This window comes from Hyphomicrobium sp., assembly GCF_019753045.1.
Taxonomy (GTDB): Bacteria; Pseudomonadota; Alphaproteobacteria; order Rhizobiales; family Hyphomicrobiaceae; genus Hyphomicrobium_B.
Genome location: NZ_JAIELN010000014.1, coordinates 133,906 through 158,000, shown reverse-complemented (window position 1 = coordinate 158,000; position 24,095 = coordinate 133,906). Strand labels below are relative to the sequence as shown.

Here is a 24,095-nt window from a genome sequence, read left to right as displayed (position 1 = left end):
CATGATGAGTCGTCGCGACCACGGCCTTTGGGCGCTGGCATTCTTGGCATTGACGATCCTGCAGGTCGTCCTGCTCGTCCATGGCCGGCACGAGCTCGCCAGCGTGCCAATGTTGCCGACAATGGTCTTCGGGCTGACGATCGGCGTCAGCTTAGGAGCGTTGGTCCACAATTTCATAGCAGTGATGGGAAGGGCCAGAGGGGCCAAAACAGAGGAGACCAAGGAATGAATAGCAACTTGCGGGAAATGCATCGTTTCGCCGAGGAGCGGGGCTGGATGGGCGAACCGGACAAAAAATTCGGCTATCGGTTCACGCATCCACAAATCGCGCGACCCGTTAAAACGACCGGCTCCAATCACACCGAAGAGCTATTAAGGTTCAAATCCGAAATCCGCCGAGCCGAAACGCAAGCCGGTATTCGCCATACCAGCGAACACATGGTTAAGGTCGAGAGCGACGGCAATCCGTTTGCGGCCCTGGCGCCACTGAGGACCGTGCTCGCAACGCCTTCGGAGGATAATCTCCTCGACCTCGATGACGCTGAAACCGCCGCTGAGCCGGTAGAGGAGAAGAAGCGCCGCAGTATCAAAAATTCAGAACCATTCCCGATGACGATCGAGCCGGGAAAGTCTGGTGCGCTGCAGGCGGTCAGCCGGGTGCAATGTTGCCTTTGCCCGGAGAGCGCCGTCATCCACTCGCGCAAGGCAACGCCACCGTCGCTCTGGATCCTGACGATGAATTTCCGTGGCAAGGGCTGGCTTATCGGCCGGACGCGAACCGAAGACGTCTGTCCATCGTGCGTTTCGATCATGGACGGCAAGCCGCCTGAAAAGATGGAGCTTTGCCAGCCGACCGAGGCTTTGCCCGCCCCGCACATGGCGGCCCCGGTGACGATGACGCCATCGCATATGCCGCTGACCAGTATTCCGGTCGGCCGTCAGTCGTTGAGCGAAAAAGTCGTGGCGATCAACATGCAGGCACACCGCGCCCGCGAAGATTTCTTGGAAGAAGAGAGGCAGGCCGAGCTCCGCTACACGGCGCTCTGGCGTAGGATCCACCGCGCCATCGACAAGGCCTACATCGATGCCGACACCGGCTACGCGGCTGGCGAGAGCGACGAGAAGATCGCCAAGCGGTTCAATGTTAAGGTCGAGGAAGTCGCGGCGCGGCGCGAAGAATTTTTTGGACCAAGTGTGGCCGACTCGTCGCGCCGCGACATCGTCCGCGAATTGCACGCACTCAAGAAGGACTTGTCGTTCTTCACCAAGAACGTGCTCGATGCCGCCGCCAATCTCGAGGGCCGCATCGCGACGTTGCTCAACAAAATCGAAGCGGCCCCTGATGTTGCCAAGCGGCTGCTCGAGACGACGACCGAGAGCCACGAAGCTAATGGTCAGGCTCATGCCATCGCAGCTGTGAATTAAAAGTCTAGCCTTGCTTGACCATTCGAAAGTTAAGCCGTACTTAACACGTGGCCGTTCCTCAGTCGGGCGGCCGCGTGCGCGTCAGCTGTCCCTGAGCCGTGTTTCAGGCCGGGACCTTTGGGGGAGTAATGGACGGTGCGGGTGGCTTCAATAGCAAGCCGGACGAACTCGAAAGCAAGGACCCGGGCGCCCAGGCCGCTGCTCACCTCAAGTCCTACATTCAGCGCATCGAGAAGGTCGAAGAAGAGCAGGCCGATCTCGCCAAGTTCAAGACCTCCATCTACCAGGAGCTGACGGCTGCCGGCTACGAGCCGAAGATCGTCCGTGCCGTCATTAAGCTCCGCAAGATGACGCCGGAGGAACGCGAAGACTACGCCGCCAAGATCGATCTCTATCTGGCCCGCATCGGCGACCTCGGGGGCACGCCGCTCGGCAACGCCGCCATCAAGAAGATGATGGAGGAGCTCGACGAAGAGAAGGAGCAGCTCAAGCAGTCGAAAACACGATCGCCGGCGTCGCCGAAGAAAAAGCCGATGAAGGGTGGCGCGCCGATGCCGCCCGAAGATGACAGCCTCGAGGACGTCATTGATGATGTTCCGAAAGGTCCTTTGCCAGACGATCTCAAGGCCGCCTTCGAAAAAGGCCGCGCCGATCAGCGTGCCGGCAAGAAGATCACCGAGAACACCTATCCGCCGGCGTCCAAGGAGCGTGCCTCCTGGGAAGAGGGCTGGATGTCGGAAGCGGGTTCCGAGGACGGCATGGAGGTGCCGTGGTTCCTGCGCCGCAAGGACGACAAGGTCAAGAAGCCGAAGGACGAGGACGAAAATTCGGATGGCGTCCACCAGCCCGATTTCATGCCGCCGCCGGAAGATGAAGGTGGCCCAGAGGCGCATCCATAAATTGAGAGCGGGAGCCTGATCAGTGAAAGCTTTTCTCAAAAGTTTGGTGTGGGGGTTATGGGTCGCGGCGGCGGTTTCTGTCACTGCGTTCGGCCTCCTCTCCATCACTGTTGCGCTGATGGGACCTCTGACAGAGGTGGCGGCCTGGCTCGATTACGACCTTGGCTGGGGGATGGCGGCGGTGATATCCGGCGGCGTCGCTGTGTCCTTGCTCGTTGCTTTCATCGGCGCGTCTCGTTGGCTTGAGCAGCGGGTGGCAAATGTCCAGAAATAACGGTCTGCTTGGCCAAGCGCGCAAGCTCTCGGGCGCCGAACCTCGAAAGCGCCGCGACGACAAATTGCAGACGGCGATGGCGGTGCTACGCGACTATGCCTTCATCCATGAGCCGGAAGACTGCGAGGAGCCGATCCTGGCGCCGGGAGCGCGCGCCGCGCTCCATCACTGGCTGATCGAGATCCGCAACAGCGACAAGCTGGCGGACGTTGGTCTCAAGCCGCGTAACACCGCCCTCCTCTACGGCCCCCCGGGCACCGGCAAAACGACGTTTGCGCATCACTTTGCGGCGCGTCTCGGGCTGCCGCTCGTGGCGGTGAAGAGCGAGAGCATCATCGATATGTATCTCGGCGCGACCGGCAAAAACATCGGCCGGTTGTTCGACGCCCTCGACGACTGCATCGATGAAAACGGCGTCGCGCAAGTCGTGGTGTTGATGGATGAGATCGACAGCCTCGGCTCGAAGCGCACCGAAGGCTCGGGCGCCGATCAGGAGCGCGCCGCCTCGCTCAACGTGTTGTTGCGCCGGGTCGAGCGTTTCCATGGTGTGCTGTTTGGCGCCACCAATCGCAAGGCTGCCATCGACAGCGCGTTGTGGCGGCGGTTTTCGCTGCAGATCAATATCGATCTGCCCAGCGAAAACGAGCGCTTCGCAATCATCAAGCGCTACGCCTACCCGTTCGATCTTGCCGATAGCGAGGTCGAAACGCTGACCGAGCTGACCGCCGGGGCGTCACCGTCGCTGCTACGTCAGCTGATGGAAGGCATGAAGCGGACGATCGTCCTTTCCGACGGCAAGTCACGCGCCGCCGCCGACCCGGTTTTCGCCTTTCGAACCGTCAAGGACGCGATCGAGCCGCCGCCAGAAATGGACCGGCCGGCGCTCTGGATCAACGACAGCAAGGCCGCCATCAACATTTCCAATCTGTCGACGATGAAGTGGCCGCCGAACCGCTACCCGAAAGAGGAGGCTGCATGACCTTGTTTCGCTTTTGGCCGTTCAATCGCAAGCCGCAACGGCCGCCACCAATCGTCGGACTGCTCGACGAGACATACGTGCGCCAGATCCAAGAGACAGGCAAATGCCTGTTCTGTGACGCCGAGCTGCTTGCTGGGCCAGAAGGCGGAGCGACGATCAACGTGCTCTGTTCCAACGAGACCTGTGAAGCTCGGTACAATGTCGGAAGTTTCCCGGGACTGCTCTTTGGCGAGGTCACCATTGCGCCGAAGATGGCGACGGAGGCGGCATGAGGCTCGATCGCTACGGCGAAAGCGGCATCGGCAAGTACGGAGCCATCAATATGCGCCGTGTCATGAAAGAGCTCGACCCGCTGAGCTTCTGGGACGTCAAACTGGCGCTCGACGTGTTGAAAAAGCATGCCGTGCTCCTTGAGAGCGCCGTCGGCGAGAAGGACGAATTCTTTCTGATCAAGCTGAAAGATCGCTATGCGGAGCAAGCGCTCAACGCCTACGCCAACGAAGCGCTGCCTCACGATCCCGAATACGCTGGGCAAGTCTTTGAGCTCGCGCGACGCGCGTACGATCATCCCCTGAAGAAGGCGCCGGACTGATGGCTGGCAAATCTTCCGGCGCCCTCCTCAATGGCAAATATCGCCGCGACAGGTTGCAGAAGCGGCCGCGCACGATCGCCGAGCGCGGCTATCTTGGCATCATCATCGACGATCACCTGCGCCCCGCCCTGCGCGCCGCCGAGGAGATCTTCACCGATCTCGACCATCTCGAAAGTTGTTCGATATCGGACTGCGGCCGGCTCTTCGACGCCAGAGACCCGCGCTCCGCCAAATTCGAGTTCGGAGGCACCACGCACCACGTTTGCCCCGGATGTGAATTCGAGGCCCAAGCCAATGCCAAGGACGTTGCATGATCCGAGCCGCCTACGCTCTCGAACCGGGCCTTCGAGAGCTCGGCATCGCCATCGCAGAGGAGCTGATCGCCAAATCCCGCGCTCACCTCATCGGACCGATCGGCATCCATACCATCCGCGATGCCATCAAGCGCCGGGACCGCATGATGACGCCGCGCGATCTCGAGGCCGTTGAGATCGTGGCGGTCAGGAAGCTTATCGAACTGACGGAAATGGAGGGAAACAATGCCGTCGCTAACAACTGCACTGCCACAGCGCCTCGAAGACAGTCCGAACATTCCATCCGGCCTCGAGGAGGAGTTCGACGCCGTCACACGTAAGCCTGTCAAGGAAGCCGTCAACAACCCGGCGCACTACGGCGGCGGCGACAATCCCTATGAAGTGATCAAGGTGCTCGAGCAGTGGATGACGCCGGAAGAATTCATCGGCTTCTGCCGGGGCAACATCATCAAGTACCAGGCCCGCGCTCGCGCCAAGAACGGCCTTGAGGATGAAAAGAAGGCCGCCTGGTACGGCAATTATCTGACCGGGTACAAGCAGCGAAAGGGGATCGCGTAATGCTCAAACCAGAGAACTACGAACGCGCCGGAGAGCTTATTCGCCGCCGCAAAGAGCTCGCCTACGTGCTCGATATGATCAGCAGCAATCGCCCTCACCCAGCGTATGTGCACATCGTCTGCGCCGGCGTCGGCTACTATCGCGAGCGGGGTCCGGCGTTCGACGAGTACTTGGCGTTGCTCAAGGCGGACTACGAAAACGTCCTCCAGGAGCTGCGCGACATTGGCGTTGAAGTCACGGAGGAGGCCGCCTGATGCAGCAATATCTCGAACTCCTCTCCCGCATCAGCCTTGAGGGCACCCAGAAAGGCGATCGCACCGGCACGGGGACTCTCTCCGTCTTCGGCCACCAGATGCGCTTCGATCTCGCACAAGGCTTTCCGCTGGTGACGACGAAGCGCATCCACTGGCCATCGGTCGTACACGAACTCTTGTGGTTCCTCGCCGGTGACACCAACGTCAAATATCTGAACGACAACGGCGTCACGATCTGGGACGAATGGGCCGACGAACACGGCAATCTCGGCCCGATCTATGGCGAGCAATGGCGCTCGTGGATGGCGGTCGACGCTGGCCGCGAGCATCCAATCGACCAGATCGGCGATGTCATCGCCGAGATCAAGAAAAATCCCAACTCGCGCCGACTCGTCGTTTCGGCCTGGAACGTCGCTGATCTCCCCTATATGCGGCTGGCGCCGTGCCACTGCCTGTTCCAGTTCTACGTCGCCGAGGGGCGCCTGTCCTGCCAGCTCTATCAACGCTCGGCGGACGTGTTCCTCGGCGTGCCGTTCAACATCGCCTCCTACGCGCTGCTGACGCACATGGTGGCGCATGTCACGGGTCTGAAGCCCGGCGAATTCATCCATACCTTCGGTGACGTCCACATCTATCTCAATCACCTCGAGCAGGTGAAGCAGCAGCTCTACCGCGAGCCCCGGCCGCTGCCGAAGCTCATGCTCAACCCGCACGTCACATCGATCTTCGACTTCACGGCCAAGGACATCTTCATCGAGGGTTACCTGCCGCACCCGGCGATCAAGGCGCCGGTGGCCGTATGACGCTGGATGATGAAACGGATTTGCTCGTTGCGGTGGCCAAGCAGCTGAAGTGCATCGCGCGCGACGCCCCTCGCAATTCGGCATGAGCTTTCGCGATCGGGAGACCGGTAAGTTTTACCAGCTGCAGGAACTGCTCATTCGCACCCGGTCCATGGCTGACAATGTCGACGCCGCCAGGGAGGCGCTCGGATGCAAATCGGTGGCTGCCATGGACATCGACGTTTTCGGAGGCGCGCGTTGATGTGGCAGCACAAGGAAACGATCGAAGGCAAGTCGCTCGACGAGATCGTCGAGATCTCGGCGCAGCCGGGCCTCGTCAAGCTACGCTTTGGCAGTGAAAACAGCTACGGCCTCACGCTCACTCTCGGCGCGGTACATATCGAGTCTTTGATCAAAAAGCTGGCGTCCGCCAACCGGGCGGCCATGTTCATGCTCAAAGACGATATTGAGGCCAAGCAGAAATCGGAGACGACGGCGTGATCGATCCCGCCCTGGTCGCCGACATCGAAGTGGCACTGACGGCCCTGCGGCCGTTCCACGATTTTGCCGGCACGATGGCCGATCATACGCCGCCATCCATGGTCATCACCATGGGGTCGCCGATGGCGCGCCGGCAACTGACGATGGGCGATGTCAAGATTGCGCGCGACGCCTATCGCCAGCTCGAGGCCACGATCGCGCGCCTCACGACCGCCAACGATGCTGGTCTCGCCAAAGCCGAAACCAACGTCAACGTCGTTTTCAACACCAATCTTCCCGACTCGCCATTCTGAAAGGAAACGCCATGCAGAAGGAAGACGCCGAAATTGGCGGCCTTGTGGTCTTGAATTCCGGCGGTCCACCGATGACCATTATCGGCATTGAGCCGCCGAACGAAGATAGCGACTGCGATCAGGCCTGGTGCTCGTGGATCGGTAGTAACGGGGAAGGGCACGCGCACTGCTTCCCGCTGCCGTGCATTACGAAGTTCACCGGCACGCAGTAGCGCCGAGCGGCTAAAATTGTGACGGAACGGCAACGAACGTGTGTGGAAAGTCAAGCACGCCTAGACTTATTGCTTGCGTTCGTTTTCGGCGGTCGTATTTATCACGACGCTGACGAAAGTCACCGTGGGGCCCAGAGAGCCCCGGATCGGCCGCTAAAATTCCGGTGCGGTGCGTATCGCCTTCCAGAGAAGGCCTTGTTGCGTAAGCGTATTTGTCCTCTGCCCTCAAAAACGAAACGCAAAGGAAGCCCTCATGGAAGGCACGCTTGGCTCGCCCACTGGGCGACACGGAAGTCTCAGAAGCTTTAACGAAGGCACCGGTGGTTTCCGCCGTGCCGTCATTATTGCCGGCCTCGCGGCCGCCGCGTTTATCTTCGATGGCGGCTCCGTCATCGGACCCAGCAAGGCCCTTGCTGCCGACAAAGGCGTCGGTAGCGATTGCTGCGCCGATCTCGAAGAGCGCGTAGCCGAACTCGAAGCCACGGCGGCGCGCAAGGGCAACCGTAAAATCTCGCTGACGGTTTTCGGCGTCGTCGATGAAGCCATCATGCATATTTCCGGTGATGGCTTTTCCGGCAATTGGGCGGTCGGACAGAACTCCAATGCCGAGACGCTTATCGGCGTCAAGGGCGAAGCCGTCGTCATGCCGCATCTTAAGGCCGGATACGTGCTCGAGATCGCCATGGGCGATGAGCTCAACTCGCCGTTCGCCTATGGGACGGGCAACGGCGTCTACACACGCCGTTCGTATGGCTACGTCGACAGCGATCAATTCGGTAAGGTCACCGTTGGTCTCGCCGGACAAGCGACCGACGGCGTCGCCGAACTCTCTGTCGCCAATACGCAAGTCGCGGCCCGCATGCTGAGCCTCAGGCCGCTCGTCGGCGGCGACTTCGCTGACGCCCTCGACATCTTCGACGGCGGCCGCGCCAACCTCGTCCGCTACGACTCGCCCACGATGTTCGGCGCCGTTCTGTCAGCGTCCTATGCTGCCGGCGGCCTTGAGTATCGGTCGACCGGCGACATCTGGGACGTCGCACTGCGCTGGAAGGGCGAATTCAACGGCTTCCAGGCCCTCGCTGGCATCGGTTATCGCAACGGCATCGCCCTGACGCCGTTCGGCAACCTCGGCTCGGTGTCCTTCTCCGGCACGCAGTACGTTGATCCCAAGATCCTCTCGGGTTCGGCCTCGATCAAGCACGTTGCCTCCGGCCTCTTCGTCAACGGCGCCGCCGGCAAGCTCGATCTCGGGGGCGTCACCGGTGACGCCATCGGCGACATCACGGCCTGGACGGTGCAGGCGGGTGCGGAAGAGCAGTGGTTGCCGGTTGGCGCCACCACGGTCTTTGCCGAATACGCCGACAGCGATTTCGGCAACATCGACCTTGGTCTCAAATATTGGGGCTTCGCTGCCGTCCAGCATCTCGATGGAGCAGCGGCCGATCTCTACGTCGACTATCGCCGCTACGACATTGCTGGATCGAATGCCGACTTCTTCATGGGCGGCCTGAAGATCCAGTTCTAAGAGCTTGGGCACGGGACGGCATCCGATGAAGCGGCGCGCGACGTGGAGGGTGACGAGTGCAAGAGAGGGGAACCGTCCGATCCCTCGAAACTGAGCTGACACAGGAAAGAATGGCCTCGGGGCGGGTCAAAGGTCAGTAGCCCCACTTTTCCATTTCGAGCAACAGACGGACGCTCCCTAGCACCTGAAGGCTCGAAATTCAGGACCCGCAAGATGACCTGTTCTTTAGGGGTCTTGATTTGCCCGCCCGAGCCACCGGTCAGGAAGCTCGGGCGGGCTTTTTTCTGAAGCTTCGAGGACGACATGGGTCGGCATGAAAAGGTTTCCTTTTTCGATAGCCGCCGCTACGGCCAAGGCCGGCCGCTCAAGCTCGATCACATCGCCAAGGCCCGCGTCGTCGTTGTCCTCAGCTACGATGACGGCAGCGAAAACCGCCTGCTCTACTGGGAACGCCAAACGGTCGCCGCCGCCCTCAAGGCCGCGCACAAGCGCCTTTACGGCGGCACCTCCCGGCTGACCTGGAGCCCCGAGGCCGACGCCTACGTCATCCGCAACTATGGCCGGATGGCTGGCTCCCGCATCGCCAAGAACCTGCGCCGCCGCTTTCACCAGCCGTTCACGAAAAATGCCGTCGTCAGCCGCTGGAACCGGGTCCTGAAGCATACGCCCGAGGGACAAGCTGCGGTTGAGGCTAGATCCAAAAGTTAAGTCCTGCTAGACTTTGTGCCTGGACCTTTTTGGCCGCGAAAAGTTTCAGGATTTTTAACTTTCAGAGCTCCGCCATGGATATGTATGAGCCAAACCCCGAACGTGCGGGCCGAGATCTGCGGCCAGCGGAGCTTGCCAAACTGACGCCCTTCAGTAAGCGATTCTGGCAGCAGCAGATCGCGAACGGCAAAATCCCCGGCGCTCGACAACTGAAAATCGGGGAGCGGGTCTATTACGTGGTCGCGAGCGAGTCGTTCTTCCCCTGGTGGGCAGAGCGCCAGAAAGAGCTCACACCATGCCACACAAGCCTCGTCCTTCAGCCTATATCTACAAAAGGGGCGACCATTACTGGTTCGAGAAGAGGGTCAAGGGCAAAAAGATTCAGCGGCCTCTCGAGACGCGAGATTATCGAACAGCTCAAAAGCGTCGTGACAAGCTCCTAGAGGAGCTCGAGGCCAGCAACTGGGGCGAAATTCAAAGTCATTCCTTCAATGCCGCCGTCCTGCGGTTCGGGCGCGAGCATTTCCCGACGCTGAAGCCCAAATCCGCCAAGCGCTACCTCTGCTCCCTCGACAACCTCCTCGCCGTCTTCGACGGCCTCGAGATCCGCAAGATCGACAGCGCCAAGCTGATGGAGTTCGAGGTTCACCGGCGCGAGGAGGATGAGGTCACCAATTCCACCATCCGGCGCGACCTCGCCTGCCTTAGCGTCCTCTTCGGTTATGCCGTCCAGTGGAAATGGACGCTCGTCAATCCGGTCACCGAATTCATCAAGGCCCGCTCCAAGGCCGGCCTCAAGAACGGGGCGCCGCGCGAGCGCTATCTGACGCACGATGAAGAGTTCCTCATCCTCAACAACTGCCGCCCTGGCGTTCACGATGCGATTGCGGTGGCGATCGACACCGGGCTACGGAAAGAGGAGCAGTGCGCGCTGGAATGGACGGATGTCGATTTCAAGGCCCGTGAGGTGCATGTACGGGCGGAGGTGGCCAAAGGCCGTCGCGCCCGCTTCGTGCCCCTGCAGGACCGCTCCCTGGCCATCCTGAAGCGCCTCTGGGCTGCCCGGCGCAACTCCCCGTACGTTTTCACAACCCAGCTCGGCGAGCGCTTCTCGCCCAACAGCAGCACGTTCTGGGAAGGCCTGCAGGTCGCCGCCCAGCGCTCGAACATCACCAACCACCTTGAGTGGCATGATCTCCGCCGCACCTGCGGCTGCCGCCTGCTGCAGGATCGCAAGATGCCCATGGAGGAGGTCGCCAAGTGGCTTGGGCATTCGTCCGTCAAGGTCACCGAACGCTGCTATGCTTTCCTCGCCAAGGATGCGTTGCATCAACGCCTCGCCCAGAGCGAGGCCGTGCATATTCCGACCAACGGCGGCCGTCGCAAGGTGCGCTTGGCCGCCCCAGCTGAGGCCAAGGTGGCCGTACCCGCTGGCGATCGCCTTTCAAATGTCCGACAAAATGTCCGACAGGGGCGTTCTGAAAAACACAAAAAATCGTTAAAAAGCAAATAGTTATGCTTTTTACCGAAACGAACTGCAAATCCGCGTACCCCGGTTCAATTCCGGGCGTGGCCTCCAAAAATCTTCATAGAAAATTGATAAGTTTCAACGGACGGGGACGTGCTGTCTCCTGACGGAAACTGGCGGTTTCATCGCTGCTCGACCGCAATTCGCGGATCAGTCGCGCCGCGCGTTGTTCCAGGCCGTTCGCAACACGCTTCCAACCAGAACCAGAACGATTGCGATCAGCAGGAATGACCCTGCCCACCTCGGCTGGATTTCAAGCCCGATGGCCAGGAAGGCCGTTAACGCAACGACGCCGAGGATTGCGATGGCGAGGAATTCGTCGTCCAGGAAAAGGCCGATGAGGCTGCGGAAAATTTCGCCGATCGTCTTCATTGGGAAACCCTTCCTGTTGCGCGTCGGAGCACTGCCGCGAGCGCAAGGCCGGTGATCAAAAACACGGCCACGAATTCGACGATCACCAGATCTTCTCCGGGCCACGCGATGCCGAGCCCTTCTCCCGTCCAAAACACGCCGAACGCCGACAGCATGACTCCGACGCCGAATTTCAGCGCGTTCTCGGGCACGCGCGACAGCGGCTTGTGAACGGCGAGCCCGATCAGAAGGACGAGGCCGCAGGCTGCCAACGCGCCGACGCTCGCCGGCCAAAGCATGTCACGGACCGAGCCGACCGCGATGACGATGAAAACGACCTCGAGACCTTCGAGCAAGACCGCCTTGAACGACGTCACGCCCGCAATCCAATCGAGCCGGGATTTTTGGCGCGCGGCTTCGTCGCGAATGAGTGATGTTTCCTTGGTGAAGGCGATGGCTTCGTCGTGCAGCGGGATGATGCCCGCGGCACGCAGGATAGCCTTCCTCAACCATCGCATGCCGAACAATAGAAGCAGCACACCGATCACGAACTGCAGCGCGTGAATGGGAAAGACGCTGAGCACCGGTCCCAGCGCGATCACGATGGCCGCAAGCGTTGCCAATCCTGCGACGGACCCGAGTATTGCAGGACGCCAACCTTGGAACGTGCTGGCCGCGAGGACGATGGTGAAGGCTTCAACCGCTTCCACCAGCGAGGCTAGAAAGGCCGTGGCGACCGCGGGCCAGACAATCGAGAAACTACTCATCGAAAAAGCATTCCATCACTAGTGGCCCCGGATGCCGGCGAGCATCTGCCGTTGGCCCGCCTCGGTGCGCGAACGATCCTAGCATGAAAGCCACCCGTCGAGCTGTCGCAGGCAAAGTTGCGCAGGTCGCGGAGTTCGCTCGTGAATTCCCTTTGGATGCGTCGTTCGCCCCTTGCGCACCCCATCAAAGAAGGCTACCAACCCGCCCAGTCGGATGGACTGAAGACCAGCGCGTGCCACTACTTTCCGCTTGGTCGTCGCCTTCCACCTATGTGCTTCCTCTTGTCGCCGCTTGGCGCCGTTGAAGGCACTAAAGAAAATAGCCTTGAGGCCTCGCCAGCGCGGATACGTTCTGCTATGCGGGGCGCTTCTCGGCATTCCGCGGTAGCTCAGTGGTAGAGCGTCCGACTGTTAATCGGATGGTCGTAGGTTCGAATCCTACCCGCGGAGCCAATAGCTCGTACTGACGGGCCGCCAGTTAAGGCTTCATTCCTGAAGCGCTCTCCCTCTCCTCGTCTAAGATTGCGCCAGCGCCACCAAGCGTTCGAAAGCGAGAGGATTTTTGGCCCGGTGAAGCACAAACTTCGAACGGGTCCATCGATCGACTGCCAATGATCCGAACCGGATCCCTGTCACGGCGGGCTCGTCGCGAGCGCACTTTTCGCATCGTTTCGGACCGCTTCCAGAGCCAATATCGCATCGTCGACAAAACGATCAATCTCGGCTGCCGTCCTCATATGCGGAGAAATGGGTAGGTCAGCCACACGGCTCATGGCGCTGGATTTCACATAGATTTGGACGAAAGCCGCTGCCGGATGGGCGTCGTCATCGCCTGCTGAAAAGTGAAACCCAAACCGACCTTTTGTTTCTTCGATTTGCATCTCGGCTCTCCCACACGCACCACACGCTTCCGACGAACCGGCCGGTATGCCTTCGGCTCGACATCGGCCCGCATTTACGTGACGGCTGCCGATCGGGCCGCCTCCCTTGCGCACCCGCTCGTCGTTTCAGCGGCCGCCTTTAATGTAAAGTTCGAGCTGCTCGATAATGAACTTTTGATCTGCAATGACGCTTTTGACCAGATCGCCGATCGAAACCAATCCGATAACCGTCGCGTGCTCAAGGACGGGGAGATGGCGAACGGCCTTCGCGGTCATGATAGCCATGCACTCCTCGACGGTTTGATCCAGCCGGGTGCAGATGACGGTCGTCGCCATGATCTCCCGTACCAGCGTCCGAGGAGAGGTCCGTCCCTTCAACACAATCTTTCGAGCGTAGTCTCGTTCGGTGATGATCCCTGTGAGATCGCCACCGTCGATGACAACTAACGCGCCAATCTGATGTTCCGCCATCATCTCGAGTGCGGCCAGCACGGAAGCATCTGGATGAATATGATAGACTCCGCGCCCTTTCTGATCGAGCACATCGCGAACGGTTGCCATCGTGCGTCACCTCTCGACATCTTGCGGCAACCGACAACGGGTATCTCAAAAACTGCAGCCGTTACGGCGGCTCAAATGCCCCATCCAGTGACTGCCAGGACTTGTCCTGTCACTCCGGCGGATGCGTCACTCGCCAGAAACACCACGGCTTGGGCAACATCACCGCGTTTCGCCCAATGCTTAAGGTCTTTGGGCTTCATTGCGGCGATGTTGGATTCCGTATCTACGAGTCCTGGCGCCACAGCGTTGACCCGGATATCAACGTCACGGCCTTCGAGTGCGAGCGTTCTTGTAAGCGCCTCGATGCCCGCCTTGGCGCAATTGTAGGCGACCATATTGGCCTGCGGCAGCCCGGCACGCGCGAAGTTGATGATGGTTCCGCCCCCGCTATCCCGCATGCGCAAAAAGGCGGCTCGCGAGCACAAGAATGACGACAAAAGATTGTTGTTCATCTCATACTGCCAGTCATCCAAGGAGTGCTCCACAGCCGGCTTGTAACGCGTGAGACCACCCGCCAAGTTCACCAGAATATCGATGCGACCGTACTCCCGGATCATCTGATCGATCGCCTCGTTCACTTCTTGCTCGTTGGTGAGATCTGCGGCCAGCGCCAGAACGCGAGTACCACCTGAGCCTAGCTCGGCCGCCCGTGCCTCGACATTAGTTCGATTGCGGGCCGCGATTGCGAGACTCGCGCCAAGGTCAGCAAGCGCTTGGCATGCGGCAAACCCAATCTGTCCGTTCTTACTAACCCCGGTGACAAGAGCAAATTTGCCGTCCAACCTGCTCGCCATGGCCATCTCCTTTGACGTTATGTTTCTTGCTCGGCCAGCAGATCAGCTGTCAGTCGGCATGCGGAACGAAAGCAACGTGGGCAACCCTGCTCTCGACCGTTGTCACACCTTCGACGCCTTGCAGTAAACGCACCGCATCGACGATCATCTGTTCATCCATCGTTGCTCCCGTGAGCAGCACCTTGCCGCTGAAAACATGCACGTCAAAGCAATTTTGAACGGACTTGGTGCCGAACTGTCGATCCATGGCGGCCCGCGCGCGAAACAGGATAACCTGGTCCATTAGGATATTGCGAGATCGCGCGGTCTCCTGAAATGCAGAACTCTCTGCCAGGCGAACGATATGTTCGACGCAGTCTTCCACCGGGACCCGTTCGGTATTGAGCACGATCGCATAGAGCGACGGATCCTCCCAGTCGATGCCAAAAAGCTTTTGCATTGTTCCGTTGTGAGCAGCATCGCTGCGCTCGATTTCACGCCGTGCGCTTTCGGCGATACCAACGCCGAGCCGCTCGATGAGCACTCTTTCGCGAAATAGCATCGGCGCGCAGATACGTACGCAAATGACATGCGGAACGGATTTCAGGAGATAAGTGGCGCCCCAGCCCCTGATCAGCACGTTTCCCTTTAGCGCCAGCTCCAAAATCTCTTGAGCCGTATACCGGGACATTCGCTTGCGATCGAGAGTCCACCGCTCCAGCAACGATGTCTCGCCTTCGAGAAATCGATGCACCTCGCTTTCCGGCATGCCGGCTCGTTCGGCGATGTCGTGCTCGACGATCTCATGGTGAACAATAGAAAGCCCCAATCGCTTTGCGAGGCTCACAGAAACTTCACTTCCGCGCGTCGCCATTTCGCGCGTCATGGCAATGACAGCCATTGTATCCTCCTTTGCGGCATCGCGTGCCGGAGGATGTGCCTGGTCGACCCAACGGCCTCCCAAACAGCATTACGGGTACTTAGAGCTCGCGCTCGCCGCCCAATGAATCCAATCGGGGAAATTTTAGGCCGTTGTTTCCTCCATCGCAACGCGTACGGAGTGTCTTTGACAAGGTTACTGACACCTCACCCGAGTAGACCGCATCGTACATAGCGAGCGTATTGCAGTGCGGTAACGCCGGCGCGATCGATCAAATTTTGCGGTTCCGGCTGCCGTGTCCTTGAAGGCGTTAGACGGCCAATTACTTCAAATACAAAGACGCGAATTCCCCTGGTGGGACTCGCGACGTCAACCAGAGGAGTTGGCAATGGATACAAGGCAAAACATCACAAACGACTGGCAGGACTCGGTCAACGTCCTGCTCGGAATAGCACTGTTCATCTCGCCTTGGGCGCTAAACTATGCAGCGGACACCAACGCTGCACTGAATGCACACATCGTCGGGGCTGTTATCGCGTTGCTAGCTCTAGCGGCTTTGTTTGCCTTTCGCGTTTGGGAGGAATGGATCAGTGCCGTCTTGGGCGCTTGGCTGATCATAGCACCATGGGTGTTAGGCTTCAGCGGCAATGCAACAGCGACGCGAACGAGCGTCGTGATCGGCATCGCCGCGATTGTGCTGTCACTGTGGTCGGCGAACGAACACGCCTCCGGGCATTTGAGTGCCTGACATCAGAGAACGAGGGAGCGGCCTGTTCGCGAGCCAACCCCGTGGATGCCTCTCCTGCTGAACGGAGACAACGCGCCTCTGGAAACATGAGGCGCGTTTAAAAAATTTATGCGGCACGGACTACTCCGCTGCCGACCTGTCACTTGTTTTTCTGGCACGTCTGCGTTGCATCATCCCAATGCATTTTTTTCATGCCTGTGCATTCCACTTGCGAATAGATATGTGGCTTGGCCGGTGTTTTCTTCGCTTTCTCCTTCGCCACGATTGGACCAGCGGATACGACCAGCACGCTTAACGCACCGGCGACGACCAACATTTTACCCAGCATGAAAACTCCTCCAATTCGCCACGCATCGCGGCGACGACGCAAAGAAACGAGTAACGCTGGAAAGATACCCGGCACCCGGCCTTTGGTCAGCCGGGCTTTCTCGCAGCTGCGTTTGCTCAACATTGCACCGCGAACTTGGAAAGTGATTGCGTTGATATCGGCGTCATAGCCGATGCGGTTGGCCCCCTTCGCTCAGCCACCGCTGCCGTAAGGCCGCGTGAGCACTTCGAGGACGTGACCGTCCGGATCGCGGAAATAGACGCCGCGTCCGCCATCGTTGTTGTTGATCTCGCCGGTCCGATTGCCCCTTGGATCGGCCCAGTAGTCGAGGCCGCGATCCTTGATGCGGTCAAAGACAGCGTCGAAGTCAGCTTCGCCAATCAGGAAGGCGTAGTGCTGTGGCCGGATCGGGTCCTCGGCGTCGGCAAAGTCGAGCGAGACGCCATTGTCTAGCTCGACGACGTCGAAGCGGCCGAAGCGGGTCGGCGCCGGTCGCCCCAGCATCTCGGCCAGAAACTTGGCTGAGGCTCCCTGGTTCGAAGACCAGACGATGGTGTGATTGAATTGAGCAGCCATCACGGGGGCTCCTTCGGCAGGCGACGAGAGTCATCTGGGCGCGGAGGTAGTCCGTTTCAATCGCCAGTGGTTGCGAGCACGGCGACGCCCTGCGGGCCTGCAATCGAGCCCCGGCGCCGAAGCGCCGAGGGCTTTTCGCTTCTAATCTTTCCACGGATCAAACTCGCCGTCTCCGGCCATGACGACGACGAACGGTGTGAGCCTGTGCAGCACGCGGACGCTATCGGTGTGATGCGCAAGCACCTCATCCAACCGGCGATAGGCCATCGGGCTCTCGTCCAAATCGGCTCCGACGAGCGTGACACCGCGCGACCGCAACCATTCATCCATTTGCTGACGCGAAAACCGCCGTTTTGCTTCCTTGCGCCCGAAGACGCGTCCGGCGCCATGGACCGTGGAGTAAAGCGACGCCTTTGCTTCGGAGCTGTCGATGCCTTCGAGGATTACGGCATCATCACCCATCGAGCCACCGACAAAGCCGCGCTGGCCGGGGAACGCCGGGGTGGCGCCCTTGCGGACAACCCAGAGATCCTTGCCGTCGTGCGTCTCGCGCCAAGCATAATTGTGATGGTTGTGAACGAGATCGGTGACGTGGCCGCCGATGATCTGACGCACGCGCTCAACGACCCACTCCCGGCCTGCGTACGAATACCGGCCCGCGAGTTCCATGGCCGCGATGTAGCGCGTCCCGAGCTCGGAATCTTCGTCGACGATCGCGGGTGGCACGTTGATGCCATCCTGTCCGCCAGCGGCCTTCAGGTAGCGCGTCGCGCTCGTGTGGCCGAGGCCGCGCGAGCCGAAGTGAACGCCAATCCAAACGAAGCCGTCTTCGTCGCGCAAAAGATCGACATAGTGGTTTCCCGACCCGACCGTGCCAAGTTGAGCAACAGCCTTCTGCCGATACGCACCCATATCCGACGTCTTCCACGCGTCGCCATCGTCGAAAAGATCATGTTCAACGCGATCTGCATTGGTGCGACCGACGCCAAACGAGATCACCTTCGCAATATCCCGAGCGATGTCGCCAATCTTGTCCTCAATCGCCGCAAAGGGCGTATCGAGACGAACTGCCATGTTTCCGCACCCGATGTCGAAACCGACACCCGAGATCGAAATTTGCTTTTCGTAGGCGATAACACCACCCACCGGTTGGGCATAGCCAAGATGGCCATCAGCGCAGACGACGCCGGCGACGACGTTACCGACGCTCATACAGTTGGTCATCTGAGCGACCGTCGCATCATCATGCGTGCCGATGATCCGCATCGGCGCATCACGATACTTGGCGTCCTGAGGGCGAAGATTTGCAATCGACTTCGCTGCGTCGGCAGCTTCGCGTGCCAACTGTTCATCGCGCGCAGCCTTGCGAAAGGCGCACCATGCGGGCCACGGCTTCAGCTCTGGGCCGCGATCGACTTTGATGTCGGGGTCCGCATAACCTGCTGCGATGGCAAGCTCTCGCGCTCGGGCCTTATAAGGATCTGCTCTCTCAGTCATACGAAGGTCTCCACGATCAAAAAAGTGGGCTTCCGGCATGACTCGAACGCGCAAACAGCTCGTACAAAACGGCTGTTCCACAGTTGGAGTTACGGAAGCAATTGGTCGGGATGACAGGATTTGAACCTGCGACCCTCCGGTCCCAAACCGGATGCTCTACGCCCTGAGCTACATCCCGACGAAACGCAATTAACCGATCACGCTTGGTAGCGTGCCGGTCTACTCGTCGGATGTATGGGTCGGCGATTCATGGCGTGAGCGGATAAACTAGTTCAAAGAATTTCGCAACCGGACTTTTTATTTTTTCCGAACGACCTGCGATATCGATCGACCCATGACGCGCACAACGCGTGCGAGATCTTGGTCTGAGTTTTTCTTTCGAGCGTCTACTGAGTGCATTGAATAACGACCCGGAAACTGGCAATCTCGCCATCAGAGACGGGGCGAAGACATTGCTCACTGCACTGCCGAAATTCATATTTCCCAAATCTGAACTTGCTTACTCCGCCCTGTGAACTCCTAGCCTTCACCTGCGCGAAACGGCACGGAAAATTCAGACCAATTTTTTGGGAGGTGATTTCATGGCTGATTCTGCTCTGGGTATTTTGCAACGTGAGGGTGAGCGGCGTGGTGCTACGGGTCATTTTCCCGACACCCAAGACTTTGACGAGCATGTGCGCTTCTACCAAAGCGCGCTGCGGATCGCGAGAATGTTCCTAGCATTCATGGCGGTACTCCTGCTGGGAATGTATTTCTTTCTCGTCAGATGAACTTCAAGAGCGAACCTTGAGTGTGCCCTTCGCTTATCACGTGGGTCGACTGCGTCCGCTTTCGATTGAGAGCGGACATCGCGACCGCTATACGGTGATTATCAACGTGGCCCATTGCGACGGCGGCCATGCATAAATTGCGGCCTCAAGTCGGCGCGGAAATAAGTTTCAGCTCCATGCTAAGCGTCGCCAGCGCCGACAGATCGTCGTTCTTATCCGTAATCAAACTCAGAGACACGCCCGGCTTCACTTCTCCTTCGACAGACTTTGCGTTGTTCTGCTCGCTCTCTGGCGCTTCATAACGCTGTGCAAGGACGCCCGGCTTGAGTTCGACCGTAGGCTTTGCATTTACGGACCAAAGCAAAGTGCGTTTGGGCGTTACTGACTTTGCGCCGCCTGCATTGGATAGACTGCCTTGATAGGTTTCTTCCAGACCCGTGTTCTTGTTCCGGAAGACGCAGATCATGCCGGCTTTTGGGGTTTGGTCGCCAACGGTACAGATCAAATCACCGACATGCTCCAGCTTCGAGGCCGCTGCCAAGCCCGCGGTTGTGCCGATTGAAAGCGACAGCGCCAGCATTATCGCGGTTTTCATTTGTCCTCTCCTTGGGTGATGGTCGGTCAACGGCCCCGGCACGTCGTCGTTCCCAAGAATCGAGTCTGATCTCTCTTTTTGTTTCGCTGCGGCTTGAGCGTTAATGATAGCGACGTTCCGGAAGCGCTTACCGCAGCTATGGTGCACACGAATGAAATAGCCACGCCGAATTAAATCCCGAATTTATTTTCGAGCTTCCGGCGAACCCAATGAAGCAGATTTGATGCATGAAAATCAGGCGTCCTTTGCACAAGCATTGAGCTTGACGTGATCCATCAATTGCCAAAAGTTGGAGCATTCACTTGAGCGTTTGCTCGCGTCACTCTGCGTGGGCGCTCGACCACGATGAGAGCATCTGGCCGCACATGATCCGAGCTGCTCGGATGCGCTAACGCACAGGATAAGCTGTCCTACATGGCCGACGGACTACGCGTATCAAAGAACGGTCAGCTCTTCGCCCGTAACCTCGATTGGAACCTCGTCAAGTTGTTCCTCGGCATCGTGCGGTCCGGCGGTATCAGCACCGCGGCACGCGCGCTCAACAAGCAGCAGCCGACAATAAGTGCGGGCCTCAAACGCCTCGAAGATCACGTCGGAGCCAAGCTTTTTGTCAGAACGGCAAGGGGTGTCGCGTTGACGCCTGCCGCGCGCTCCTTCCTCAAGTCTGCCGAGGAAATCGAGGTTTTGATATCGGGCCTCCCCGGCGAAGTTGCGAGGACTTCGGCGAATCTGCAGGGGCTTGTAAACGTGCGCGTAATTTCAGATCTCGTCTCGCCCGAATTCGACCAGGCGATGGTCGCCTTCCATCAAATCAATCCTGACGTTGAGATTCGTCTCGATATTGCGCCGTGGCGCGATGTGGTGCTGTCGGTCAAGGACGGCAGCGCGGATATCGGAATTGCTTGCGCCGCAGTCGCTAGTCCGGAGCTTTGCTATCGTCCGCTGACGCGTGAATGGCAGCAGCTTTATTGTGGCAGAGGACATCCCGCATTCGGCAAAGGGATATTCGAACCGGAAATTCTGGCCGACGAGATTTTCGTTCTAACGGGAAAGGATGAGCCCGCGGAACTCACCGACTTTCGCCAACGGTATGGGCTCGGTGAACGCGCAGGCGCGTCTGCGGAGACGCTGTACGAGGTGAAGCGTCTTATTCAAATCGGCATCGGGATCGGCTTTCTACCGACGGCGGTTGCGGCTGAGGCCGTCGAGGCCCGCGAACTTTGGCCGATGCTCGATCCGGCTATTTTGCCGACGTATCATGTATTCCTGATCACGCGCGACGCAAAGCTTAGTGCGCCGGCACGCGCGCTTCTCGACATGACAGACGCGAATTTGAAGCCGACGACTCCGGAATATGAAGCGGGGCACGTCGAGCCATAGATTTCATCTATGGCTCGCATCGATATGCGGCGGCTTCTGACGATCCCCTACCGATGTCATGCTGCCTTATCTTTCGTGGGGCGCAGATGGTTGAAGTCAAAGATACGCTCGGCTTGTGGGAGCGCTCGCTGATCGCCTGGCCGGACGGTCGAAAAGATACGACAACGTTCGTCGCATGGCTGCAAGGCCCGAGCCTGTTCGCCGATCTGCGGCAACCGCACAATCCGCCATCGTTTGATGGCGTCGCTTGCCTCGATGACTTGCAGCCCGATCATTTCAAATGGCTGGCGCGGCAAGAGGGCTTCGCGGGCCGGTTTGCGAGGGCTGGCGACGCCTTTGAATGGCGCCGCATGATGGATTATCAGTGCGCGAGCGACACAGCGGATGCCGGCTACCTGAGTTTTTCCGACAGCGTTCTCGTCGAGCGCGGCCGAGACATTCCCTACATCGAGCACTGGCATCAAACATCGCCACGCACTCGTCCGCACTTCGCTGCGCGAATGCAAGACTTGAAGGGCATCGAAGGATTTCTTGTCCAGATCGGCGATGTTTTCATGTACGCGCGCAACCGCGCGATAGCGCTTCCCCACGGAAGTTCGCTCGTCGAGCTCGTGAGTGCCTGCTCGCCTGAAGAAGCGCGGATACTGCTGGATTGCGAAATCTCGTTGGGCCGCGTGCGTGGCGATTCGTGGCTGATCGATCGATCCAGCCTCCCATTCCGCGTCAATGCGGATCTCGCGCCATCGTTCTCGATCGACGGTGAAAGTATCGCGATTGCGGACATCACCGGAGCCGGAAAAGCGTCAGTGCGAAACTGGAAGATCATCGACCTCGAAGTCGACACTCCACAACAAAATTCATCAGGGCAGGAACACGACGAAGGGGCGCCTTCCTTTTTTCGATCAATGGCAGGGAGAGCCTGATGACAATCCGTTCGATCCTTCGTCTCATCTTTTGCGCGTCTGTACTTGTTTTTGCCGGTTCAGCGCATCCGGCGCGCGCCGAGCCGACCTTCAAGGTCGCGTGGTCTATTTATACCGGATACCTTCCCTGGCCCTACGCACAACATGCCGGCATTCTTCAAAAGTGGGCGAAGAAATACGGCATCAATATCGAGCTGGTGCAGGTCAACGACTACATCGAGTCGATCAATCAATTCACCGGCGGCAAAGCCGATGCCGTCGCTGCGACAACGATGGACGCCCTCACCATACCCGCCGCCGGAGGTGTCGACACGACCATTCCGATCCTGGGCGATTATTCGAACGGAAATGACGGGATAGTCCTCAAGGGTGCGAATAAGACATTTGCCGATCTCAAGGGCAAGAAGATCAATTTAGTCCAATTCTCCATTTCGCATTACATGTTGGCCCGCGCGTTCTCGGCGCATCACATGAATATCGACGACGCGAAGCTGCAGAATGTTTCAGACGCGGACTTTGTCGCGGCCTTTCAGACGTCAGACGTTGATGCTGTCGTTGCTTGGAATCCAGCTTTCATTGAGCTGAAGAAACAGCCCAATGTCAGCATCGTCTATCAGTCAACCGAAATGCCCGGCGAACTTGTCGACGCGCTACTCGTCAACACCAAGGTCCTGAACGACCATCCCGAATTCGGCAAGGCGCTCACAGGGGCTTGGTTCGAGACGCTCGCCGTCATCAATGGCAATGACGAGAAGAGCAAGGAAGCTCGCAAGTTCATGGCCGACCTCTCTGGAACGACGGTCGAGAGCCTCAACTCGCAAATCGAGACGACAGCGTTCTATTACGATCCCGCCATTGGCGCGAAGTCGATCCGCTCGCCGGAAATGACGACAGCGATGGATCTCATCCGCAGCTTCAGTTTCGATCATCAGCTCATGGGCAATGGCGCCAAGTCCAAGGATGCGATCGGCATCGCGCTTCCAGGGAAGACGCTCGGCGACGCCTCGAACGTAAAGCTCCGGCTTGACGATACGTTCATGCAGCTCGCCGCCGACAACAAGCTTTAGGGACAGCGATCAGGTTTCTTATCCAAAGGATTTACGAGGCAAGAGATGAGCACGTCGGAAAACTTCTCGAGTATCCCCATCGTCGATATCACCAAGCTCCGCATCGGTACGCTTGCCGAGCAGAAGGCGGTTGCCGAAGAGCTTGGAAAGGCGGCTCGCGAAGTCGGCTTCGTCTACATCGCCGGTGGTGGCATTGATGAATCGCTTTTTGACGGTGTTCTCGATGCGACCAAGCGCTTCTTTGCGTTACCGCACGACGAGAAAATGAAAGTCTACATCGGCAACTCGCGTTGTCATCGCGGCTACGTTCCGGAGGGCGAAGAGGTCTTCGCATCCGGAACGAAAGACAAGAAAGAGGCTTACGATCTTTCGATGGATTTGCCGGCCGACGATCCGGACTTTGTTTCAGGCAATCCGCTTCTCGGACCTAATCAATGGCCGGAACTGCCGGGTTTCGCCAAGGCGGTCGACGACTACTACAGAGCGGTCTTCGCTTTGGGCCGCGTCCTACTGCGGGGCTTCTCGATGGCAATCGGCGAAGAGCCGACGTTCTTCGATCAATACGTTACCAAGCCGCCAAGTCAGTTGCGGCTTATTCATTATCCTTTCGACACGAGCGCTGAAGATCGCCCCGGAATCGGAGCTCATACCGACTACGAGTGCTTTACGCTGTTGAGATCGACGAGCCCCGGACTCGAAGTCATGAACGGCGCCGGCGAATGGATCGATGCTCCTCCCCTCCCGGGCGCCTACGTCGTCAATATCGGCGATATGATGGAGATCTGGACGAATGGCGAGTTCACCGCAACTTCGCATCGCGTTCGAAAAGTGTCAGAAGAGCGCTATTCGTTTCCGCTATTTTTCGCGGCCGACTATGACACGGTTGTCGCTCCATTGCTGCGTTACGCGACCGGAGACAAACCGCTGCGCGCTTCTCTGAAGGCAGGTGAACACCTCTTTGCTCAGACCATGCAGAGCTTCACCTATTTGAAAGAGCGTCGTGCGCGCGGTGAGATCGTGTTGCCCGAAGGATCGGCGCCGTTGTCGTCCTTCGGACAGGAAGCCCGGCAGAAATATTGACCGAAGACGTCAAGGGTTCATCAAAAGTCGTAGCGGCGCTCTCAATCTTCGGATGACTAGGCAAGAGCAAGACT

At 58.8% G+C, this 24,095-nt stretch carries 34 protein-coding genes and 2 tRNA genes; 26 read left to right on the top strand and 10 right to left on the bottom strand.

Translation table 11 applies throughout. The features are described from left to right. Position 1: 1 nt before the first annotated feature. The 19 genes from K2Q04_RS16480 (at position 2) to K2Q04_RS16390 (ending at position 10,829) form a co-directional block, all read left to right on the top strand. Positions 2 to 229 carry a hypothetical protein gene (locus K2Q04_RS16480; protein WP_291165785.1) on the top strand — a complete coding sequence of 76 codons (228 nt, stop codon included), beginning with the start codon at positions 2 to 4 and terminating at the stop codon, positions 227 to 229. Continuing rightward, positions 226 to 1,425 (top strand): hypothetical protein, encoded by a 1,200-nt coding sequence (locus K2Q04_RS16475; protein ID WP_291165784.1) that lies wholly within the window; start codon positions 226 to 228, stop codon positions 1,423 to 1,425. The genes K2Q04_RS16480 and K2Q04_RS16475 overlap by 4 nt, the downstream gene beginning before the upstream one ends. 128 nt (positions 1,426 to 1,553) lie before the next feature. Further along, a complete protein-coding gene (locus tag K2Q04_RS16470; protein WP_291165783.1) occupies positions 1,554 to 2,324 on the top strand; it encodes a DUF2312 domain-containing protein in 771 nt (256 codons plus the stop codon). A gap of 22 nt (positions 2,325 to 2,346) precedes the next feature. Further along, positions 2,347 to 2,598 carry a hypothetical protein gene (locus K2Q04_RS16465; RefSeq protein ID WP_291165782.1) on the top strand — a complete coding sequence of 84 codons (252 nt, stop codon included), beginning with the start codon at positions 2,347 to 2,349 and terminating at the stop codon, positions 2,596 to 2,598. Continuing rightward, on the top strand, positions 2,585 to 3,577 hold the full coding sequence (locus K2Q04_RS16460) for an ATP-binding protein (RefSeq protein ID WP_291165781.1): 993 nt from the start codon (positions 2,585 to 2,587) through the stop codon (positions 3,575 to 3,577). The genes K2Q04_RS16465 and K2Q04_RS16460 overlap by 14 nt, the downstream gene beginning before the upstream one ends. Further along, positions 3,574 to 3,849: a hypothetical protein gene (locus K2Q04_RS16455; protein WP_291165780.1), complete on the top strand. Its 276-nt coding sequence runs from the start codon at positions 3,574 to 3,576 to the stop codon at positions 3,847 to 3,849. The genes K2Q04_RS16460 and K2Q04_RS16455 overlap by 4 nt, the downstream gene beginning before the upstream one ends. Next, entirely contained in the window at positions 3,846 to 4,169 is a 324-nt protein-coding gene (locus K2Q04_RS16450) for a hypothetical protein (RefSeq protein ID WP_291165779.1), read from the top strand. Before K2Q04_RS16455 ends, K2Q04_RS16450 begins: the two co-directional genes overlap by 4 nt. Continuing rightward, entirely contained in the window at positions 4,169 to 4,483 is a 315-nt protein-coding gene (locus K2Q04_RS16445) for a hypothetical protein (RefSeq protein WP_291165778.1), read from the top strand. The genes K2Q04_RS16450 and K2Q04_RS16445 overlap by 1 nt, the downstream gene beginning before the upstream one ends. Then, on the top strand, positions 4,480 to 4,803 hold the full coding sequence (locus tag K2Q04_RS16440; RefSeq protein ID WP_291165777.1) for a hypothetical protein: 324 nt from the start codon (positions 4,480 to 4,482) through the stop codon (positions 4,801 to 4,803). The genes K2Q04_RS16445 and K2Q04_RS16440 overlap by 4 nt, the downstream gene beginning before the upstream one ends. Beyond that, entirely contained in the window at positions 4,709 to 5,041 is a 333-nt protein-coding gene (locus K2Q04_RS16435; protein WP_291165776.1) for a DUF3310 domain-containing protein, read from the top strand. The genes K2Q04_RS16440 and K2Q04_RS16435 overlap by 95 nt, the downstream gene beginning before the upstream one ends. Beyond that, positions 5,041 to 5,295 carry a hypothetical protein gene (locus K2Q04_RS16430; protein WP_291165775.1) on the top strand — a complete coding sequence of 85 codons (255 nt, stop codon included), beginning with the start codon at positions 5,041 to 5,043 and terminating at the stop codon, positions 5,293 to 5,295. Before K2Q04_RS16435 ends, K2Q04_RS16430 begins: the two co-directional genes overlap by 1 nt. Further along, the gene (locus K2Q04_RS16425) at positions 5,295 to 6,098 is read left to right on the top strand and encodes a thymidylate synthase (RefSeq protein WP_291165774.1); all 804 of its coding nucleotides are present in this window, start codon (positions 5,295 to 5,297) and stop codon (positions 6,096 to 6,098) included. The genes K2Q04_RS16430 and K2Q04_RS16425 overlap by 1 nt, the downstream gene beginning before the upstream one ends. A gap of 82 nt (positions 6,099 to 6,180) precedes the next feature. Next, positions 6,181 to 6,339 (top strand): hypothetical protein, encoded by a 159-nt coding sequence (locus K2Q04_RS16420; RefSeq protein ID WP_291165773.1) that lies wholly within the window; start codon positions 6,181 to 6,183, stop codon positions 6,337 to 6,339. Then, on the top strand, positions 6,339 to 6,578 hold the full coding sequence (locus K2Q04_RS16415; RefSeq protein WP_291165772.1) for a hypothetical protein: 240 nt from the start codon (positions 6,339 to 6,341) through the stop codon (positions 6,576 to 6,578). The genes K2Q04_RS16420 and K2Q04_RS16415 overlap by 1 nt, the downstream gene beginning before the upstream one ends. Beyond that, positions 6,575 to 6,871, top strand: coding sequence for a hypothetical protein (locus K2Q04_RS16410; RefSeq protein ID WP_291165771.1), 297 nt, complete (start codon positions 6,575 to 6,577; stop codon positions 6,869 to 6,871). The genes K2Q04_RS16415 and K2Q04_RS16410 overlap by 4 nt, the downstream gene beginning before the upstream one ends. An 11-nt stretch (positions 6,872 to 6,882) precedes the next feature. Beyond that, positions 6,883 to 7,083: a DUF2158 domain-containing protein gene (locus K2Q04_RS16405; protein ID WP_291165770.1), complete on the top strand. Its 201-nt coding sequence runs from the start codon at positions 6,883 to 6,885 to the stop codon at positions 7,081 to 7,083. 253 nt (positions 7,084 to 7,336) lie between these two features. Beyond that, positions 7,337 to 8,608 carry a hypothetical protein gene (locus K2Q04_RS16400; protein ID WP_291165769.1) on the top strand — a complete coding sequence of 424 codons (1,272 nt, stop codon included), beginning with the start codon at positions 7,337 to 7,339 and terminating at the stop codon, positions 8,606 to 8,608. Positions 8,609 to 8,911: 303 nt separating this feature from the next. After that, complete coding sequence (locus tag K2Q04_RS16395) at positions 8,912 to 9,316, top strand: hypothetical protein (RefSeq protein WP_291165768.1); 405 nt, start codon at positions 8,912 to 8,914, stop codon at positions 9,314 to 9,316. A 295-nt stretch (positions 9,317 to 9,611) separates the two neighbouring features. After that, positions 9,612 to 10,829 (top strand): site-specific integrase, encoded by a 1,218-nt coding sequence (locus tag K2Q04_RS16390; protein ID WP_291165767.1) that lies wholly within the window; start codon positions 9,612 to 9,614, stop codon positions 10,827 to 10,829. Between the two features lie 165 nt (positions 10,830 to 10,994). On the opposite strand, the gene K2Q04_RS16385 is transcribed toward K2Q04_RS16390, so the two are convergent. Together K2Q04_RS16385 and K2Q04_RS16380 are read right to left on the bottom strand one after the other, a co-directional pair. Beyond that, the gene (locus K2Q04_RS16385; RefSeq protein WP_291165766.1) at positions 10,995 to 11,216 is read right to left on the bottom strand and encodes a hypothetical protein; all 222 of its coding nucleotides are present in this window, start codon (positions 11,214 to 11,216) and stop codon (positions 10,995 to 10,997) included. Then, positions 11,213 to 11,962: a TMEM165/GDT1 family protein gene (locus K2Q04_RS16380; RefSeq protein WP_291165765.1), complete on the bottom strand. Its 750-nt coding sequence runs from the start codon at positions 11,960 to 11,962 to the stop codon at positions 11,213 to 11,215. The genes K2Q04_RS16385 and K2Q04_RS16380 overlap by 4 nt, the downstream gene beginning before the upstream one ends. Positions 11,963 to 12,340: 378 nt before the next feature. Between K2Q04_RS16380 and K2Q04_RS16375 the strand changes: the two genes are divergently transcribed. Then, positions 12,341 to 12,415, top strand: a tRNA-Asn gene (locus K2Q04_RS16375). A 554-nt stretch (positions 12,416 to 12,969) separates the two neighbouring features. On the opposite strand, the gene K2Q04_RS16370 is transcribed toward K2Q04_RS16375, so the two are convergent. From K2Q04_RS16370 to K2Q04_RS16360, 3 genes are all read right to left on the bottom strand, one after another. After that, on the bottom strand, positions 12,970 to 13,404 hold the full coding sequence (locus K2Q04_RS16370; protein WP_291165764.1) for a CBS domain-containing protein: 435 nt from the start codon (positions 13,402 to 13,404) through the stop codon (positions 12,970 to 12,972). Between the two features lie 71 nt (positions 13,405 to 13,475). Further along, positions 13,476 to 14,198: an SDR family NAD(P)-dependent oxidoreductase gene (locus tag K2Q04_RS16365; RefSeq protein WP_291165763.1), complete on the bottom strand. Its 723-nt coding sequence runs from the start codon at positions 14,196 to 14,198 to the stop codon at positions 13,476 to 13,478. 49 nt (positions 14,199 to 14,247) lie between these two features. Next, positions 14,248 to 15,078 carry a cytidylate kinase-like family protein gene (locus tag K2Q04_RS16360; protein ID WP_291165762.1) on the bottom strand — a complete coding sequence of 277 codons (831 nt, stop codon included), beginning with the start codon at positions 15,076 to 15,078 and terminating at the stop codon, positions 14,248 to 14,250. Between the two features lie 367 nt (positions 15,079 to 15,445). Between K2Q04_RS16360 and K2Q04_RS16355 the strand changes: the two genes are divergently transcribed. Further along, a complete protein-coding gene (locus K2Q04_RS16355) occupies positions 15,446 to 15,805 on the top strand; it encodes an SPW repeat protein (RefSeq protein ID WP_291165761.1) in 360 nt (119 codons plus the stop codon). A 139-nt stretch (positions 15,806 to 15,944) separates the two neighbouring features. Here K2Q04_RS16355 and K2Q04_RS16350 read toward each other — a convergent pair whose 3' ends face one another. The 4 genes from K2Q04_RS16350 to K2Q04_RS16335 form a co-directional block, all read right to left on the bottom strand. Continuing rightward, complete coding sequence (locus K2Q04_RS16350; RefSeq protein ID WP_291165760.1) at positions 15,945 to 16,256, bottom strand: hypothetical protein; 312 nt, start codon at positions 16,254 to 16,256, stop codon at positions 15,945 to 15,947. Between the two features lie 69 nt (positions 16,257 to 16,325). After that, the gene (locus K2Q04_RS16345; RefSeq protein WP_291165759.1) at positions 16,326 to 16,709 is read right to left on the bottom strand and encodes a VOC family protein; all 384 of its coding nucleotides are present in this window, start codon (positions 16,707 to 16,709) and stop codon (positions 16,326 to 16,328) included. 141 nt (positions 16,710 to 16,850) lie between these two features. Further along, positions 16,851 to 18,206 (bottom strand): RtcB family protein, encoded by a 1,356-nt coding sequence (locus K2Q04_RS16340; protein WP_291165758.1) that lies wholly within the window; start codon positions 18,204 to 18,206, stop codon positions 16,851 to 16,853. Positions 18,207 to 18,308: 102 nt separating this feature from the next. Next, positions 18,309 to 18,384 (bottom strand) — tRNA-Pro (locus K2Q04_RS16335). A gap of 403 nt (positions 18,385 to 18,787) precedes the next feature. Here K2Q04_RS16335 and K2Q04_RS16330 point away from each other — a divergent pair. Further along, positions 18,788 to 18,976 carry a hypothetical protein gene (locus K2Q04_RS16330; protein WP_291165757.1) on the top strand — a complete coding sequence of 63 codons (189 nt, stop codon included), beginning with the start codon at positions 18,788 to 18,790 and terminating at the stop codon, positions 18,974 to 18,976. A 145-nt stretch (positions 18,977 to 19,121) separates the two neighbouring features. Here the strand turns inward: K2Q04_RS16330 and K2Q04_RS16325 are convergent, their stop codons facing one another. Beyond that, positions 19,122 to 19,556 (bottom strand): DUF992 domain-containing protein, encoded by a 435-nt coding sequence (locus K2Q04_RS16325; protein WP_291165756.1) that lies wholly within the window; start codon positions 19,554 to 19,556, stop codon positions 19,122 to 19,124. Between the two features lie 429 nt (positions 19,557 to 19,985). Here K2Q04_RS16325 and K2Q04_RS16320 point away from each other — a divergent pair, with 429 nt between their 5' ends. The 4 genes from K2Q04_RS16320 to K2Q04_RS16305 all read left to right on the top strand — a co-directional run bounded on the left by K2Q04_RS16320 (position 19,986) and on the right by K2Q04_RS16305 (position 24,021). After that, complete coding sequence (locus K2Q04_RS16320; protein ID WP_291165755.1) at positions 19,986 to 20,951, top strand: LysR family transcriptional regulator; 966 nt, start codon at positions 19,986 to 19,988, stop codon at positions 20,949 to 20,951. An 86-nt stretch (positions 20,952 to 21,037) separates the two neighbouring features. Next, complete coding sequence (locus K2Q04_RS16315; RefSeq protein ID WP_291165754.1) at positions 21,038 to 21,874, top strand: hypothetical protein; 837 nt, start codon at positions 21,038 to 21,040, stop codon at positions 21,872 to 21,874. Continuing rightward, on the top strand, positions 21,874 to 22,941 hold the full coding sequence (locus tag K2Q04_RS16310; RefSeq protein ID WP_291165753.1) for a putative urea ABC transporter substrate-binding protein: 1,068 nt from the start codon (positions 21,874 to 21,876) through the stop codon (positions 22,939 to 22,941). Before K2Q04_RS16315 ends, K2Q04_RS16310 begins: the two co-directional genes overlap by 1 nt. Before the next feature lie 45 nt (positions 22,942 to 22,986). Beyond that, positions 22,987 to 24,021, top strand: a complete 1,035-nt coding sequence (locus tag K2Q04_RS16305; protein ID WP_291165752.1) for a 2-oxoglutarate and iron-dependent oxygenase domain-containing protein — start codon at positions 22,987 to 22,989, stop codon at positions 24,019 to 24,021. Positions 24,022 to 24,095 lie beyond the last annotated feature (74 nt).

What these genes read in the sequence shown, in the direction of transcription:
- K2Q04_RS16480 (WP_291165785.1), top strand. Translation starts at nt 2, where the DNA reads ATGATGAGTCGTCGCGACCACGGCCTTTGGGCGCTGGCATTCTTGGCA.
- K2Q04_RS16475 (WP_291165784.1), top strand. Translation starts at nt 226, where the DNA reads ATGAATAGCAACTTGCGGGAAATGCATCGTTTCGCCGAGGAGCGGGGC.
- K2Q04_RS16470 (WP_291165783.1), top strand. Translation starts at nt 1,554, where the DNA reads ATGGACGGTGCGGGTGGCTTCAATAGCAAGCCGGACGAACTCGAAAGC.
- K2Q04_RS16460 (WP_291165781.1), top strand. Translation starts at nt 2,585, where the DNA reads ATGTCCAGAAATAACGGTCTGCTTGGCCAAGCGCGCAAGCTCTCGGGC.
- K2Q04_RS16455 (WP_291165780.1), top strand. Translation starts at nt 3,574, where the DNA reads ATGACCTTGTTTCGCTTTTGGCCGTTCAATCGCAAGCCGCAACGGCCG.
- K2Q04_RS16450 (WP_291165779.1), top strand. Translation starts at nt 3,846, where the DNA reads ATGAGGCTCGATCGCTACGGCGAAAGCGGCATCGGCAAGTACGGAGCC.
- K2Q04_RS16445 (WP_291165778.1), top strand. Translation starts at nt 4,169, where the DNA reads ATGGCTGGCAAATCTTCCGGCGCCCTCCTCAATGGCAAATATCGCCGC.
- K2Q04_RS16440 (WP_291165777.1), top strand. Translation starts at nt 4,480, where the DNA reads ATGATCCGAGCCGCCTACGCTCTCGAACCGGGCCTTCGAGAGCTCGGC.
- K2Q04_RS16435 (WP_291165776.1), top strand. Translation starts at nt 4,709, where the DNA reads ATGCCGTCGCTAACAACTGCACTGCCACAGCGCCTCGAAGACAGTCCG.
- K2Q04_RS16430 (WP_291165775.1), top strand. Translation starts at nt 5,041, where the DNA reads ATGCTCAAACCAGAGAACTACGAACGCGCCGGAGAGCTTATTCGCCGC.
- K2Q04_RS16425 (WP_291165774.1), top strand. Translation starts at nt 5,295, where the DNA reads ATGCAGCAATATCTCGAACTCCTCTCCCGCATCAGCCTTGAGGGCACC.
- K2Q04_RS16420 (WP_291165773.1), top strand. Translation starts at nt 6,181, where the DNA reads ATGAGCTTTCGCGATCGGGAGACCGGTAAGTTTTACCAGCTGCAGGAA.
- K2Q04_RS16415 (WP_291165772.1), top strand. Translation starts at nt 6,339, where the DNA reads ATGTGGCAGCACAAGGAAACGATCGAAGGCAAGTCGCTCGACGAGATC.
- K2Q04_RS16405 (WP_291165770.1), top strand. Translation starts at nt 6,883, where the DNA reads ATGCAGAAGGAAGACGCCGAAATTGGCGGCCTTGTGGTCTTGAATTCC.
- K2Q04_RS16400 (WP_291165769.1), top strand. Translation starts at nt 7,337, where the DNA reads ATGGAAGGCACGCTTGGCTCGCCCACTGGGCGACACGGAAGTCTCAGA.
- K2Q04_RS16395 (WP_291165768.1), top strand. Translation starts at nt 8,912, where the DNA reads ATGGGTCGGCATGAAAAGGTTTCCTTTTTCGATAGCCGCCGCTACGGC.
- K2Q04_RS16390 (WP_291165767.1), top strand. Translation starts at nt 9,612, where the DNA reads ATGCCACACAAGCCTCGTCCTTCAGCCTATATCTACAAAAGGGGCGAC.
- K2Q04_RS16385 (WP_291165766.1), bottom strand. Translation starts at nt 11,216, where the DNA reads ATGAAGACGATCGGCGAAATTTTCCGCAGCCTCATCGGCCTTTTCCTG.
- K2Q04_RS16380 (WP_291165765.1), bottom strand. Translation starts at nt 11,962, where the DNA reads ATGAGTAGTTTCTCGATTGTCTGGCCCGCGGTCGCCACGGCCTTTCTA.
- K2Q04_RS16370 (WP_291165764.1), bottom strand. Translation starts at nt 13,404, where the DNA reads ATGGCAACCGTTCGCGATGTGCTCGATCAGAAAGGGCGCGGAGTCTAT.
- K2Q04_RS16365 (WP_291165763.1), bottom strand. Translation starts at nt 14,198, where the DNA reads ATGGCGAGCAGGTTGGACGGCAAATTTGCTCTTGTCACCGGGGTTAGT.
- K2Q04_RS16360 (WP_291165762.1), bottom strand. Translation starts at nt 15,078, where the DNA reads ATGGCTGTCATTGCCATGACGCGCGAAATGGCGACGCGCGGAAGTGAA.
- K2Q04_RS16355 (WP_291165761.1), top strand. Translation starts at nt 15,446, where the DNA reads ATGGATACAAGGCAAAACATCACAAACGACTGGCAGGACTCGGTCAAC.
- K2Q04_RS16350 (WP_291165760.1), bottom strand. Translation starts at nt 16,256, where the DNA reads ATGTTGAGCAAACGCAGCTGCGAGAAAGCCCGGCTGACCAAAGGCCGG.
- K2Q04_RS16345 (WP_291165759.1), bottom strand. Translation starts at nt 16,709, where the DNA reads ATGGCTGCTCAATTCAATCACACCATCGTCTGGTCTTCGAACCAGGGA.
- K2Q04_RS16340 (WP_291165758.1), bottom strand. Translation starts at nt 18,206, where the DNA reads ATGACTGAGAGAGCAGATCCTTATAAGGCCCGAGCGCGAGAGCTTGCC.
- K2Q04_RS16330 (WP_291165757.1), top strand. Translation starts at nt 18,788, where the DNA reads ATGGCTGATTCTGCTCTGGGTATTTTGCAACGTGAGGGTGAGCGGCGT.
- K2Q04_RS16325 (WP_291165756.1), bottom strand. Translation starts at nt 19,556, where the DNA reads ATGCTGGCGCTGTCGCTTTCAATCGGCACAACCGCGGGCTTGGCAGCG.
- K2Q04_RS16320 (WP_291165755.1), top strand. Translation starts at nt 19,986, where the DNA reads ATGGCCGACGGACTACGCGTATCAAAGAACGGTCAGCTCTTCGCCCGT.
- K2Q04_RS16315 (WP_291165754.1), top strand. Translation starts at nt 21,038, where the DNA reads ATGGTTGAAGTCAAAGATACGCTCGGCTTGTGGGAGCGCTCGCTGATC.
- K2Q04_RS16310 (WP_291165753.1), top strand. Translation starts at nt 21,874, where the DNA reads ATGACAATCCGTTCGATCCTTCGTCTCATCTTTTGCGCGTCTGTACTT.
- K2Q04_RS16305 (WP_291165752.1), top strand. Translation starts at nt 22,987, where the DNA reads ATGAGCACGTCGGAAAACTTCTCGAGTATCCCCATCGTCGATATCACC.